Origin of the sequence: Sulfitobacter dubius (assembly GCF_900113435.1) — a bacterium.
Lineage (GTDB): Bacteria > Pseudomonadota > Alphaproteobacteria > Rhodobacterales > Rhodobacteraceae > Sulfitobacter > Sulfitobacter dubius.
In genome coordinates this window covers 73535-86885 of sequence record NZ_FOPG01000004.1, presented here as the reverse complement: position 1 = coordinate 86885, position 13351 = coordinate 73535, and the positions used below count along the sequence as shown (strand labels likewise).

13 protein-coding genes are annotated in these 13351 nt (G+C 62.8%); 8 read left to right on the top strand and 5 right to left on the bottom strand.

The features are described 5' to 3' along the window. Nucleotides 1-7: 7 nt before the first annotated feature. Together BM229_RS16300 and BM229_RS16295 are read right to left on the bottom strand one after the other, a co-directional pair. Nucleotides 8-1882: a TRAP transporter permease gene (locus BM229_RS16300; RefSeq protein WP_093928707.1), complete on the bottom strand. Its 1875-nt coding sequence runs from the start codon at nucleotides 1880-1882 to the stop codon at nucleotides 8-10. A gap of 134 nt (nucleotides 1883-2016) precedes the next feature. Beyond that, nucleotides 2017-2976 (bottom strand): TAXI family TRAP transporter solute-binding subunit, encoded by a 960-nt coding sequence (locus BM229_RS16295; RefSeq protein WP_244152246.1) that lies wholly within the window; start codon nucleotides 2974-2976, stop codon nucleotides 2017-2019. 254 nt (nucleotides 2977-3230) lie between these two features. Between BM229_RS16295 and BM229_RS16290 the strand changes: the two genes are divergently transcribed. Genes BM229_RS16290 through BM229_RS16270 form a run of 5 tightly spaced genes read left to right on the top strand, consistent with a single transcriptional unit; the run spans nucleotide 3231 to nucleotide 6516 of the window. Next, a complete protein-coding gene (locus BM229_RS16290) occupies nucleotides 3231-3986 on the top strand; it encodes a FadR/GntR family transcriptional regulator (RefSeq protein ID WP_093928706.1) in 756 nt (251 codons plus the stop codon). Beyond that, nucleotides 3983-4768 (top strand): ATP-dependent sacrificial sulfur transferase LarE, encoded by a 786-nt coding sequence (gene larE, locus BM229_RS16285; RefSeq protein WP_093928705.1) that lies wholly within the window; start codon nucleotides 3983-3985, stop codon nucleotides 4766-4768. Before BM229_RS16290 ends, larE begins: the two co-directional genes overlap by 4 nt. Beyond that, entirely contained in the window at nucleotides 4755-5456 is a 702-nt protein-coding gene (gene larB, locus BM229_RS16280) for a nickel pincer cofactor biosynthesis protein LarB (RefSeq protein WP_208604108.1), read from the top strand. Before larE ends, larB begins: the two co-directional genes overlap by 14 nt. A 3-nt stretch (nucleotides 5457-5459) precedes the next feature. Next, nucleotides 5460-6176, top strand: coding sequence for a FadR/GntR family transcriptional regulator (locus BM229_RS16275; RefSeq protein WP_093928704.1), 717 nt, complete (start codon nucleotides 5460-5462; stop codon nucleotides 6174-6176). A gap of 25 nt (nucleotides 6177-6201) precedes the next feature. Then, entirely contained in the window at nucleotides 6202-6516 is a 315-nt protein-coding gene (locus tag BM229_RS16270; protein WP_093928703.1) for an NIPSNAP family protein, read from the top strand. Between the two features lie 39 nt (nucleotides 6517-6555). Here BM229_RS16270 and BM229_RS16265 read toward each other — a convergent pair whose 3' ends face one another. Genes BM229_RS16265 through BM229_RS16255 form a run of 3 tightly spaced genes read right to left on the bottom strand, consistent with a single transcriptional unit; the run spans nucleotide 6556 to nucleotide 9859 of the window. Beyond that, on the bottom strand, nucleotides 6556-7518 hold the full coding sequence (locus BM229_RS16265; RefSeq protein ID WP_093928702.1) for a 2-hydroxyacid dehydrogenase: 963 nt from the start codon (nucleotides 7516-7518) through the stop codon (nucleotides 6556-6558). Further along, the gene (locus tag BM229_RS16260; RefSeq protein ID WP_093928701.1) at nucleotides 7515-9056 is read right to left on the bottom strand and encodes an aldehyde dehydrogenase (NADP(+)); all 1542 of its coding nucleotides are present in this window, start codon (nucleotides 9054-9056) and stop codon (nucleotides 7515-7517) included. The genes BM229_RS16265 and BM229_RS16260 overlap by 4 nt, the downstream gene beginning before the upstream one ends. 2 nt (nucleotides 9057-9058) lie before the next feature. Next, the gene (locus BM229_RS16255) at nucleotides 9059-9859 is read right to left on the bottom strand and encodes an HpcH/HpaI aldolase family protein (RefSeq protein WP_093928700.1); all 801 of its coding nucleotides are present in this window, start codon (nucleotides 9857-9859) and stop codon (nucleotides 9059-9061) included. 117 nt (nucleotides 9860-9976) lie between these two features. On the opposite strand from BM229_RS16255, the gene araD reads away from it, so the two are divergent. Genes araD through BM229_RS16240 form a run of 3 tightly spaced genes read left to right on the top strand, consistent with a single transcriptional unit; the run spans nucleotide 9977 to nucleotide 13350 of the window. Further along, on the top strand, nucleotides 9977-11719 hold the full coding sequence (gene araD / locus BM229_RS16250) for an L-arabinonate dehydratase (RefSeq protein ID WP_093928699.1): 1743 nt from the start codon (nucleotides 9977-9979) through the stop codon (nucleotides 11717-11719). Nucleotides 11720-11731: 12 nt separating this feature from the next. Next, nucleotides 11732-12643, top strand: a complete 912-nt coding sequence (locus BM229_RS16245) for a dihydrodipicolinate synthase family protein (protein ID WP_093928698.1) — start codon at nucleotides 11732-11734, stop codon at nucleotides 12641-12643. Then, a complete protein-coding gene (locus BM229_RS16240; protein WP_093928697.1) occupies nucleotides 12640-13350 on the top strand; it encodes a ribonuclease activity regulator RraA in 711 nt (236 codons plus the stop codon). Before BM229_RS16245 ends, BM229_RS16240 begins: the two co-directional genes overlap by 4 nt. The last annotated feature ends 1 nt before the right edge of the window (nucleotide 13351 follow it).

Below are 13351 nucleotides of genomic sequence, written 5' to 3'. Positions count from 1 at the left end.
CTAAAATTTAAGTATTTGTGGCCGCTTGGTTTTTCGGGCTGGGGTTCCTGGCCTTTTGGAAGGCCAGGATAACGCCCGCGATGACCAACCCCGACGCGGTGAGCCGCAGATCGGGGTAGATCAGCAGCAGCGACGCCCCGAACAGCACCACCGACAGCACATTAGACAGTCTGCCAAAGTAGTAGCGCTGCAAGGCGGCGGCCAGCAGGATGACGCCAATGGTGGCTTGCAACAGGACCAGCGTGATCTGCGTGACCGAACCCTGCATTAGGATCGCCGGTTCATAGACGAACATGAAGGGCACGATAAAGCCGGTGGCACCGAGTTTCACCGCAGCCCAACTGGCCTCGACAATCTTGGCATGCGACAGGGTGTTGGCCGCATAGACCGCCATGGCGACGGGGGGTGTGATGGCCGACAGGATGGCGAAGTAGAACACAAAGAGGTGCGCCGCTTCGACCTGAACGCCCAGTTTCACCAGCGCCGGAACCAGCAGGGCGACCTGCACGATATAGGCGGGTGTTGTCGGCATCCCCATACCAAGGATGATGCCCGCAATCATCGACAGGAACAGCGCGATGACCAGCGTGTCTTGGGCCGCTTCGATCACAAAGTTCGAGAAGGTCAGGCCAAGGCCGGTGATGTCGATCACGCCGACCACAATGCCCGCACAGGCACAGGCCGCGGCAATCGCCAGCACGTTACGCGCGCCGCCCTCAAGCGCTTCGAGGATGTTGTCGACGGTGACGTAATGCCGGGTCGTCTTGCGCAGGGCCGCAACCGGCACAACCGAGATGATCCCGCAAAGCGCTGCATAGGGCGCTGAGTAGCCCATCATCAGCACACCCACGATAATCGCCAGCGGCAAGAACAGGTGGCCACGCTCAAGAAGTACGGTTTTCAGCGGCACTTGATCCTCTTTCGGGACCGAGCCGATGCCCTTGCGCTTGGCTTCAAAATGGACCGCCGCGAAGAGCGCGACATAGAACAGAACCGCGGGTGCCAGCGCATATTTCGCGACCGTCAGGTAGCCTACGCCGAGGTATTCGGCCATGACAAAGGCCGCAGCCCCCATAACGGGCGGCATGATCTGACCGCCTGTCGAGGCCACGGCCTCAACCGCGCCCGCGAAGGCGGGTTTGAACCCCATGCGTTTCATGAGCGGGATAGAGAAGGTGCCGGTCGTCATCACGTTTGCCACGGCAGAGCCGGAAACAGAGCCGAAGAGGCCGGAGGTCACACAGGCCACTTTGGCCGGGCCGCCCACCTGGCGCCCAGTAAGTGCTACGGCGAAGTCCATGAAGAGTTGGCCGACGCCCATCCGTTCGACCAATGAGCCAAAGAGGATAAAGAGCACCATATAGGTTGCCGAAACCGCGATCGGGATGCCGAAGATGCCTTCGGGTGTCATGAACAACTGCTCAAGGATCACCGACGGTAGGGTGGAGGTGAAAGCCAGACCGTAGCCGAGAAACAGCAGGGCGGTGATGGGCAGCATCGGCCCGAGCATCCGGCGCGTGGCCTCAAGCAGCAGAACCACAAGTGTGATCCCCACCACGATATCCATCGGCATCAGCGGATCGACGTAGAGAAACCGCTGCGTGATGTAATTAAGGTTGAACGAAGGATAGAGCGCAGCACCCGCCGCGATAAGCCCGATGACCACATCATACCAACTGGGCACATCATTTCGCAGACCCTTGCGGTTCACCGTCAAGAAAATCAGCAGAAGCGCCAGAGCGACGTGTACGCCGCGCATAATATAGGGGTTAGGCGGGCCAACGAAGGCGACGTAGAGATGCCAGGCAGCCATGCCGATCAGGATCAGCCTTGCTATACGGGTAATCAGGGGCATCTTGTCCAGAAGGATCGACAGTTGCATGGGGGTTCTCGCGTCTAGAGTGGAAGGCGGCCTTCTTGCGTCAGCGCGCGGAACGCGTGGGGCGCAGGGACCTTATGTATGTGGGCCGGGCGAAGCGCCTGGCTCCGGCCGACCCGTTTCGTGTCGGAAGGGAATTACATCCCCGAGACACCGCGCTCTGCGTAGAACTCTTTCGCGGCGGGGTGGAAGGGCACGCCGATGTCGGTGGCCATTTCCTCAACTGTCAGGTTTGCCATTGACTTGCTGATTGCGGCAAAGCTGTCGTTGTTGTCGGCAATTGCGCCAAGCACGGATTTGATGATTTCACCGTCATAGTCACAGGGCGCGACCATATGGGTGTCATAGCTGATCGCGTGCACGGTCTCATCAAAACCGGGGTAAGCGCCCGCTTTGACTTCACGACGTTGGAAGGCAGCGTTTTGGTCTTTGAAGTAGGCGAAGGTTTCTTCATCCACGTCGATCAGGCGGATTTTGCGCGAGGATGCCAGATCCATAACCGAGCCGGTTGGCAGGGACGAGCCCAGTGTGAAAAAGTCGGCCTGACCATCTTTCATCTGCGAAGCGGAGTCGGAATAGGAGGTGTTCGCCACGCTGTCGAGGTCATCAAAAGTCATATCGGCGGTCGACAGCAACTCACGCGTCAGGAACTCGCCGGTGTTGCCAAGCTGCTGTGTGGTCAGGCGCTTGCCCTTCATATCAGCGACAGTCTTGATGCCGGAATCTTCGAGCGCGACGATCTGGAAATACTGCGGATACAGAATACCAAGGTTGCAGACATTGGTCGTCGCCTTGCGGAAAGGCTCTTTGCCCGAAAGGCTGTCCACGGTCGAGATCGAGTTCGCGAAAGCGATGCCAAAGCGGCCCGCGTCCACGCCAACAACGTTCGATACGCCCGCGCCCGGCGTGACGGTAATGTCCATGCCGGGGTTCTCACGCTCAACAATCGCCTTGATCGCGCCGCCCACAGGATACCAAGAACCGCCCTGCTGACCGGTCGCCATGACAAAGCTCTGCGCATGTGCCGCAACGCCTGCGACAGCAAAAAGGATGGTGGCCGCCGTAGTGCGACGCATCGATTTGAAGATTGGTGACATAGAAACTCCTCCCGAGTTTTAACTGTGTATCGGCAGTAACTGGATGGGTTCCGGGCTCCCCCCTGACACCCTCTTGCCGTAGGTCCGCAGACTGAGGGGGAATCGTCAGCCTGTCAATTAAAAATACAAATTTAGGGGGATTTCCTCTTACTTGTAATGTTGTATTCTGCTTGTAATACCTTAAACGGCTCTATCTCCTCGTTATTGACAGCTTGTCATACAGGTGCTCCAATCGGCGAAAGGAAGGTGCAAACATGACTGGAAATCTTCAGGCGACTGCGCCCCTCGTTGATGGAGCCACGCTGAGCGATCAGGTGACCGAAGTCCTGCGCCACAACGTCGTCAATGGCGTGTGGAGTGTGGGGGATGTATTGCCCTCCGAAACCGCATTGGCGAGTGATTTTGACGTCAGTCGCACGGTGATCCGTGAGGCGGTTTCGCGCCTGAAGGCGGAGGGCATGCTGTCGAGCCGTCAGGGGCGTGGGGCTTTCGTGGCTAGCGACCGGCCCCGGCAGGGTTTCGCAATTCCTGAGCGCGATATGGAAAGCCAGCGCAAACTGGAGCAGATCCTAGAATTGCGCATGGGGCTTGAGATCGAAGCTGCCGCCATCGCGGCCGCCCGCGCCACGCCCGAAGCACGCGAAGAAATACAGCGCGCCGCCGCCGCCTATGATCAAAGCAACAAGATTGGCGGCCCGGCGGTCGCGGCGGGGGTCAGTGCTGACCTTGGTTTTCACCGCGCGGTCTGCGAAGCGACCGAGAACAGCTATTACCTCAGCCTTTTCAACTACCTCGTCGCCAGCCTGCGCGAGACGATGCTGGCTGGGCGTTTGCAGGCATTGAAACGCGGGGGCGAAAGCCGGGATGCGATACAGGAACACTTTGACATTGCGGCCTCCATCGCTCAGGGGGATGCTGAACGGGCGCGCCAACGGATGCGCGACCACCTTCAAATGTCGAGCGGGCGTCTCTTGGCGCAGCTCAAGACCGAGGACGGGCTGGCGGAGTGACCATTCCTGCCGCCCTCCATGCCGCCCTCGCGCGACCCGCATCGCTGACCATCGCATTGAGCGGGGGGATCGACAGCCTGACCCTCTCTGCCGCCGCAGCCAATGTGCGGGGGGCAAAGGGGGTTACGCTTTGCCACGCAGTTTCGGCCGCGGTCCCCTCGGCGGCGACAGCGCGGGTGAAAGACTTTGCAGCCGCTTGGGGGCTGTCGCTGAAACTGGTGGAGGCGGGCGAATTCGCCGATCCGTCTTACCGCGCCAACCCGGTGAACCGCTGCTATTTTTGCAAGTCGAACCTCTATGGCACTCTGGCGCGCATGGGGCCGTTGGTGGCGGCGGGCACCAATACCGACGATCTGTCAGACTACCGCCCCGGTTTACAGGCGGCGGCAGAGCATGGCGTGCTGCACCCGTTCGTCGATGCGCGGATGTCAAAAGCCGATGTGCGCGCCTTGGCCCGCGCGCTCGGGCTGGGGGATCTGGCGGAACTGCCCGCGGCCCCCTGTTTGGCCAGCCGGATCGAGACCGGCCTGCGGGTAGAACTTGTGGACTTGGCGGTGATCGACCGGGTCGAAACCTTGCTGCGCGCAATGTTGGGCAATATCACCCTGCGCTGCCGCCTCCTGCGCGGGGGCTGGGTGGTGGAGCTTGATCCGCGTGTTTATGAAGACCTTTCCGCGCAAAAGCGCAGGTCTATCATAGCGCAGGTCCGGCGGGCCACGGATGACGGGCGCGCGGTAGATCTGCGGGCCTATTCAAGAGGAAGTGCATTTGTCCATCAATGAGAAAGGCCCCGACGGGCATCCAGACGTGACCTTTGACCGAGGCCGCGGCGGGCGTATCGGCATCGAAGAGGCCGTGCTTTGCGAGCATAAAGCGGTGGCGCAGATTGCTGCGATCATCGGCGATGCGGCAGCGGAGGACCGTAGGCTTTTGCTGACCCGCCTGACGGCAGAACAGTTTGACGGCTTGCCTGCAGAGCTGGTCCAATCGGTCGATTACTGCACCGCGTCACGCACGGCCATTTTGGGAGAGATCGGGCCTTTGGCCCGCGATCCCCGCATCGCCCTCGTCAGCGCGGGCACGTCTGACTACGCGCCTATGGCCGAAGCGCGGCGCACGCTGGCCTATGGCGGGATGGACGCGACCGAAGTGTCGGATGTAGGCGTGGCCGGGCTGTGGCGGCTGCTCGCGCGGGAAGAAATGCTGCGTGAAATGGATGTCGTGATTGTCTTTGCCGGGATGGACGCGGCCCTGCCGTCGGTCGTCGCCGGGCTTGTGCCGGGGGTGGTGATTGGTGTGCCGACCTCCGTGGGCTATGGTGTGGCCCGCGGCGGGAGGGTCGCGCTCGATTCGATACTCGCCAGCTGTGCGCCGGGGGTGACGGTGGTGAACATCGACAACGGCTATGGGGCTGCGACTTCGGCCTTGCGGCTGGCCAATATGATGCGCCGCGCCGCGGCGGGAGGGTAGCCGGTGACAACACCGAAACTGAAGATCAAGAAACGGCAGACCTTGGCCGACCAGCTTTACGGGCAGGTGCTTGAACAGATCGTGTCGAACAAACTCGCCCAAGGCGAAAAGCTGCCGTCGGAAAACCAGATCGCCACGGCCTTCGGCGTGTCCCGCCCCGTGGTGCGTGAGGCGCTGCGTAAGTTGCAAGAGGACGGGCTGGTCGAGGCACGGCGCGGCGTGGGCACTTTCGTGCGGCGGCGGCCTTCGGAAAAGCTGATCGAATACGCCACGGCGGGATCCGTCGCCGGGCTGATGCGCGCGGTGGAGGCGCGGATCACAATTGAAAAGGCCACCGCCCACATGGCCGCGCAGCGTGCCAGCCCCAAGGATATCGCCCGGATTGAGGCAGCCTTGCAGGCGCTGGAGGCATCCATGCAGGCGCGCGATCCGTCTTTTGACGCCGATTACCAATTCCACCGCGCCATCGCGGCGGCGTCAGGCAATGAGGTTTTCGTGCAAATGCTCGACTGCGCCCGCGGATCGATCGAACAGGGGATCGATGTGGCACAAAAGCTGACGCGCCAAGGCTCCCAAGCCCGGATCGACGTGGTGATCAGCGAGCACCGGCAAATCCTCGAAGCGATCCGCGCGGGCGACAGCGAAGTCGCGGGCGTGTCGATGGCCTATCACCTTTTGCAGGCGCGGGCCCGGATCACCGACCACGCCGGTATCGCATGACCCAAGCAAGCAGAAAGACCACCCCATGATCTACGACCACCGCACCTATTGCTGCCGCCCCGGCACGATCAAAAAGCACCTCGCGCTCTATGCTGAGTTCGGATTTCCCGCGCAGAGACGCATCCTTGGGGAGCCTGTGATCTATGCGCAGGTCGAGACGGGGGATGTGAATTCCTTCGTGCATATCTGGAGCTATAAAGATGCCGCCGATCGTGCTGCGCGCCGAGCGCAGATGGCGGCAGATCCTGAGTGGCAGGCCTATCTCAAGAAAAGCGCCGAGGCGGGGTATTTGGTGAGTCAGACCAATAAGATCCTGATGCCCGTGCCGCTCGAAGTTTAAGCAGCGCCCCGGCTTGAGTGGTCAGGCCGGGGGCAGCCTTCAGGTCACGAGGCAGCTTTCGTCGATCCCGCGCCCTTCGTGGAAAGCGCGGATGTTGCTGGTCCAATGGCCAACCATGCGTTTGAGGTTATCCTCGCTGTGGCCGCCGATATGCGGCAGGGGCAGGACGTTATCGAGGCGTAGAAGAGGGTTGTCCGGCTCAACGGGTTCTTCGGTGAAGACATCCAAGGCAGCCCCGGCGATACGTTTGTGGGTCAGCGTGTCGATTAGGGCCGCTTCGTCGATCAGCCCGCCGCGCCCGGTGTTCACCAAAAGTGCATCCGATTTCATCCGCGCCAGTTCCTCCGCGCCGATGGTGTGGTGCGACGCCTCCGTCAGCGGCATGTGCAGGCTGACGATATCGCAGGTCTCAAGAATTTCGTCGCGCTCGGCATAGCGCGCGCTGGTGCTCTCGGCCTGCCCCGAACGACGGTAATAGAGCACCTCGCAGTCAAAGCCGGTCAACCGCTTCGCCACGAGTTGCCCGATGGCACCAAAGCCGATCAGCCCGACCTTTTGACTGCTAAGGTCCCGCGCGCCGGGGACGATCTCCGGCACGATCCACTTGCCCGCGCGGGTGTTGTTGTAATGCAGCGGGATGCGGCGCAGGGCGGCGATCATCATGCCGATGGTCAGGTCCGCGATGGTGGGGGCGTTAACGCCGGGGCTGCGTGCCACGGTCACGCCCATTTCCTTGGCCAGATCAACCGGGATCTTGTCATACCCGGTGCCCCATTGATGGACGAGGCGCACGCTATCCGCGCCCCGCAGCACCGGCGCCGGAAGGCCGCGCCCGCGCGGAACGATATAGGCTGCGCCCTTCACCGTCTGGGCGAAATCCTCTTCGGAATAGGACGCCGCAAAGCGTAGGTCGAGCCCTTCGGCATAGCCGCGCACTTTGTTCTGCAGATCCTCCGGCATCGCGTCGAGCACGGCGACGGGGCCGATCAGATCTCCGCTCATGCCGATGCCCCGCGCAGGTCTTCGGGCAGCAAGGCATCGGGCAGGTTCTGGTAGGAGACCGGTCGCAGGAAGCGGCGGATCGCCATGGTGCCGACGGAGGTCGCGCCAAAGTTGGTGGAGGCCGGGTAGGGGCCGCCATGCACCATGGCGTCACACACCTCGACCCCCGTGGGGAAACCGTTCACCAGCACCCGGCCCGCCTTGCGTTCAAGGATCGGCATCAGCGCCTTGGCGGCTTCGGTGTCGCCGTCGTCCATCTGGATTGTCGCAGTCAATTGACCCTCAAAACCCTTGGCCAGTTCTTGCATCTCATCGCCCGAGGACACCCGCAGCACCAGACCCAAGGGGCCGAAAACCTCTTCCCCAAGGGCGTGGTCTTGCAGGTAGGTCTCGGCGTCGGTTTCAAAGAGGTTCGGCTGGGCACTGCGGCCTTCGCTGTCATTGCTCACCAGCGCGCGCACGGCGTTGCGGCCGGTGAAACGTTCCTTGCCATCGCGGTAGGCTTTGGCGATGCCGTCGGTCAGCATAACCTGCGGGCCGACCTGTTCCAGCGCCTCTTTCGCGGCCGCGACGAATGCGTCACCTTCGGCCCCCTTGGCCACGACCGCGATGCCGGGATTGGTGCAGAACTGCCCCGCGCCCATGGTCAGAGACCCGGCCCATCCTGCGCCGATTTCCGCGCCGCGGTTTCGGGTGGCCTCGGCCAGAACGAACATCGGGTTGACCGAGCCCAACTCGCCGAAAAACGGGATCGGTTCGGGGCGTTGCGCGCAGAGATCGAACAGTGCGCGGCCCCCACCGAGGGAGCCGGTGAAGCCGACGGCTTTGATCAGCGGATGCTGCACCAGCGTCTGGCCCACCTCACGGCTGTTGGCATGGATGAGGGAAAAGACACCGGGGTGGACGCTGCATTTCTGGATCGCGGCGTGGATCGCTTCGGCCACGATCTCTCCGGTGCCGGGATGAGCGGAGTGGCCTTTCACAACGACCGGGCAGCCCGCCGCCAGTGCCGCGGCCGTGTCGCCGCCCGCGGTGGAGAAGGCCAGCGGGAAGTTCGACGCGCCGAATACCGCAACCGGGCCGATGGGGCGTTGGATCATGCGGATGTCGGGGCGGGGCATCGGCTGGCGGTCTGGCAGGGCATCGTCAGCCCGACGGTCCAGATGCGCGCCTTTGCGAATGTGTTCAGCAAAGAGGCGGAGTTGCCCGGTGGTCCGACCCCGTTCGCCCTGAAGGCGGGCGGTGGGGAGGCCGGATTCCCGTGCGCCGACTTCTGTGATGATCTCGGCGCGGGCCTCCATCTCATCTGCGATGGCATCAAGGAAATTGGCGCGGCTCTCGCGGCTGGAATAGGCGTAGGACCAAAAGGCGTCTTCGGCGGCTTCACAGGCTTGGTTTACATGGGCGGGGGTGCCGCTTTGGAATTGGTCGCTTTCGCCGTTGGCGGGGGAATTGGCGAAGGTTTCCCCGCCGTCGACCCATTCGCCTGCGATCAAGTGCTTGCCGTGGGGGTGAAATGTCTTGCTGTCAGCGCTCATGATCAATCCTTGTCGGTTTGCTGTGTCAAAGTGGAGGAGGGCTGCGCCATGGTTTCGACCAGCGCATCCATCTGCCGCGTGAGCAGCCAGGCGTCGCCCGCGATGGCGACGAATTCGATACCGTTGTCAAAGTAGCGGCGCGCCAGATCGGCGCCGTAACCAAGGATGCCCGCAGGCAGCCCGGCGGCGTGAATGGCATCGACCGCTTCGCGGATCTTGTCTTGGACATCGGGGTGCATCGGGTTGCCGGTGTGGCCCATCGCCGAGGACAGATCGCCCGGCCCGATAAAGATCGCGTCCACGCCAGGCACAGCGGCGATGGCGGGAATTTGGTCGACCGCTTCGGGGGTTTCGACCTGCACGATGACGCATTGTGCGTCTGTGTATGTGGTCAGGTAATCCGTTTGCCGCGCGTAGTTATTAGCGCGGATCGTGGCCGAGATACCGCGCAGCCCTTCGGGGGGGTAGCGGGTCCAAGCCACGGCGCGGCGGGCGTCTTCGGCGCTTTGGATCATCGGGAACATCAGGTTTTTCACACCGATATCCAGCAGCCGTTTGGTCATGGTCTGGTCGGATGAGGGCATCCGCACCACCATCTGCGCATCGGGTGCCGCACTCGTAGCGGCGCGCAGATGATCGGTGATCTGGCTTAGGTCATTCGGCGCATGTTCCATGTCCAGCAACAACCAATCGATCCCACTGCCTGCGGCAATCTCCGTCACCGTGGGCGAGCAGAGCGAGAGCCAAAACCCCGACAGACGACTGCCGGGCCGAAGCGTTTGTTTCAGTGTTTTTCCCGACATTTTCGCAACGCGCCCCTCAAATGGTATCGACAATTGGGGTGATACGGTAATATATCAGTTGGAGCAAGATGTGTTTTCCACCCGTTTTGCGATGATGTTTTAGCTGGCGAGGATTCCATGACCGAGACCAAGAAAACCGCCGATCAGCTGCGCAGCGCGCGCTGGTTTGCCCCCGACGATCTGCGCAGCTTTGGCCATCGGTCGCGTATGATGCAGATGGGTCTGGGCCCCGAAGATTGGGAAGGCCGCCCGGTGATCGGTATCCTGAACACTTGGTCCGAGATGAACCCCTGCCACCTTCATTTCCGCGACCGTGCGGAGGATGTGAAAAAGGGAATCGCGCAGGCCGGGGGGCTGGGGTTAGAGATTCCGACGATTTCTATCGACGAGAGTTTCACCAAGCCGACCTCGATGCTCTACCGCAATATGATCGCGATGGAGACCGAAGAGACGATCCGCTCGCACCCGCTTGACGGTGTGGTGCTGATGGGTGGCTGTGACAAATCCACGCCGGGGCTGACCATGGGCGCGATCAGCGCAGGCGTGCCGTTCATCTTCTTGCCCGCCGGCCCGATGCTGCGCGGCAATTATGCGGGCCGGGCGCTTGGCTCTGGTTCGGATGCGTGGAAGTTCTGGGATGAGCGCCGCGCGGGCACGATCTCGGCCGAGGAATGGGTCGGCGTCGAAGGCGGCATCGCCCGGTCTTATGGGCATTGCATGACCATGGGCACGGCTTCGACCATGACCGCGATTGCGGAGGCGATGGGGCTGACGCTGCCGGGGGCGACCTCGATCCCCGCTGCGGATGCGGGGCACAAACGGATGAGCGCCTCTTGCGGGCGGCGCATTGTCGATATGGTTTGGGAGGACCTGACGCCGGACAAGATCATCACCCCCGCCGCCGTGCAAAACGCGGCCACGGTGGCGATGGCGACGGGCTGTTCGACCAATGCGGTGGTGCATCTCTTGGCCATGGCGCGCCGCGCCGGGGTGGCGCTGGAGTTGAGCGACCTTGATGCTCTGGGCCGCACTACGCCGCTCATCGCCAATATCCGCCCCTTGGGCAGCAGCGAATATCTGATGGAGGATTTTTATTTCGCAGGCGGGCTGCGGGCGCTGATGGATCAACTGGGCGACAAGCTCGACCGCTCAGCCATCACCTGCACCGGCAAACCCTTGGAGGAAGGGATTGCGGGCGCGCCTGTCTATAATGACGACGTGATCCGGCCCCTGTCGAACCCGGTCTATAAGGAAGGCTCGCTGGCCGTACTCAAGGGCAACCTTTGCCCCAATGGCGCGGTGATCAAACCGGCGGCCTGCGATCCGAAGTTCCACCGCCACGAAGGCCCGGCGCTGGTCTTTGACAGCTACCCTGAGATGAAGGCCGCGATTGATGACGAAAACCTCGATGTGACGCCCGACCATGTGCTGGTGCTGCGCAACGCGGGCCCGCAGGGCGGGCCGGGGATGCCGGAATGGGGCATGTTGCCGATGCCCAAGGCGCTGCTGAAACAGGGCCACCGCGACATGCTGCGGATCTCGGACGCGCGGATGTCGGGCACCTCTTACGGCGCTTGCATCCTGCATGTCGCGCCGGAGTCTTTCGTGGGTGGGCCGCTGGCGCTGCTGAAGACGGGCGACATCGTGCGCATGGACCTTGAGGCGCGGACCCTCGACATGCTGGTGGATGAGGATGAACTCGCCGCCCGCCGCGCCGCGTGGCAAGCGCCCAAGCCGCGGTTCGAGCGGGGTTGGGGCTATATGTTCCAGCGCCATGTGGGGCAGGCCGATCAGGGCTGCGACTTTGACTACCTCACCGCGGCCTTTGGCCAAGCGGCGGGTGAGCCGGATATTTTCTGAGAGGGGCTGGCAATGACACATGATCTATCGAAAGCGCTTACCGGCATTTCGGGCATTCTGGTGACGCCCTACGACGATACTGGAGAGATTGCGCCGCGCAAACTGGCCCCGATTATCGACCGCGCGCTTGCCGCTGGTGTGCATATCCCGGTTGTGAACGGCAACACTGGCGAATATTACGCGCTGACCAATGATGAAGCCTGCACCATGGTGCGCGCGGTGGCGCAGATGGTCGACGGGCGCGCGCCGCTGCTTGCGGGTGTCGGGCGCGGCATTCGCGATGCCTGCGCGCTGGCCAAGGCAAGCGCCGAGGCAGGGGCGGATGCGCTGATGATCCACCAACCGCCCGATCCCTTCGTCTCCCCCCGTGGCACGGTCGACTATGTGCGCGCGGTGCGCGATGCGTCGGGCGGGCTGCCGGTGATGCTGTACCTGCGCAATGATGCGATGGGGCCCGAGGGCATTGCGCGGCTGTGCGAAGTCGAAGGGGTGAAGGGCGTCAAATGGGCCACGCCGAACCCCTTGAACCTTGCCCGCGCGATTGAGGCGGCGCCAGATGATATCGTCTGGGTCGGCGGGCTGGCCGAGGTCTGGGCACCGCCGCTCTATGCGGTGGGGGCGCGGGGCTTCACCTCGGGGCTCATTAACGTCTGGCCCGAGCGGTCGGTCGCCATTCACGCGGCACTCGACGCGGGCGACTACGCCGAGGCGAACCGCCTCATCGCGGGCATGCGCGCCTTTGAGGACATCCGCGCGGAAGAGCATAACGGCACCAATGTCACCGGTGTCAAAGCCGCACTCATGGCCATCGGACTGGATTGCGGCCCCACGCGCCCGCCCTCCGCATGGCCGCTGACGGAGCAGCAGCAGGCGTTGCTGGATCAATTCGTGAAAGACAATCAACTGAAGGGAGAGGCGGCATGAGCCCCGAACTACGCGAGAAACTCAAGGCGGTCTCGGTCGCGACATTGGCGACGGCGCTGTACAAGCGCGGGCTGCGCAATCAGGTGGTGCAGGGGGTCGGCCCGGTCGCGGCAAAGGGGCATAATATGGTCGGCCCGGCGTTCACGCTGCGCTATATGCCCGCCCGTGAGGATCGCAATCAGCTGGTCGAGTTCCGCAATCCCGAACACCCGCAGCGCGTCGCGATTGAGACCTGCCCCGAGGGCCATGTGCTGGTGATGGACAGCCGCAAAGATGCGCGTGCCGCCAGTGCCGGGGATATCCTCATCACCCGGCTGATGATGCGCGGCGCGGCGGGGGTGGTGACAGATGGCGGGCTGCGTGATGCCGCGACCATCGGCGCGCTTGAGATGCCCGCCTACCACGCACGGCCCTCAAGCCCCACGAACCTGACCCTGCATGAGGCGATTGAGATCAACTGCCCCGTCGGCTGCGGCGATGCGCCGGTCTTTCCCGGCGATATCGTGGTGGGCGACGACGACTGCGTGATCATCATCCCTGCCGATATCGCCGAAGAGGTCGCGGATGAGGCGGTAGAGATGACGGCCTATGAGGATTTCGTCGTGGAACAAGTTAAAGGCGGCGCGGGGATCATCGGGCTTTATCCGGGCACCAAGCAAGAGAACCTCGATAAATTCGCGGAATGGCGCAAGGCCAACAACCGCTGAA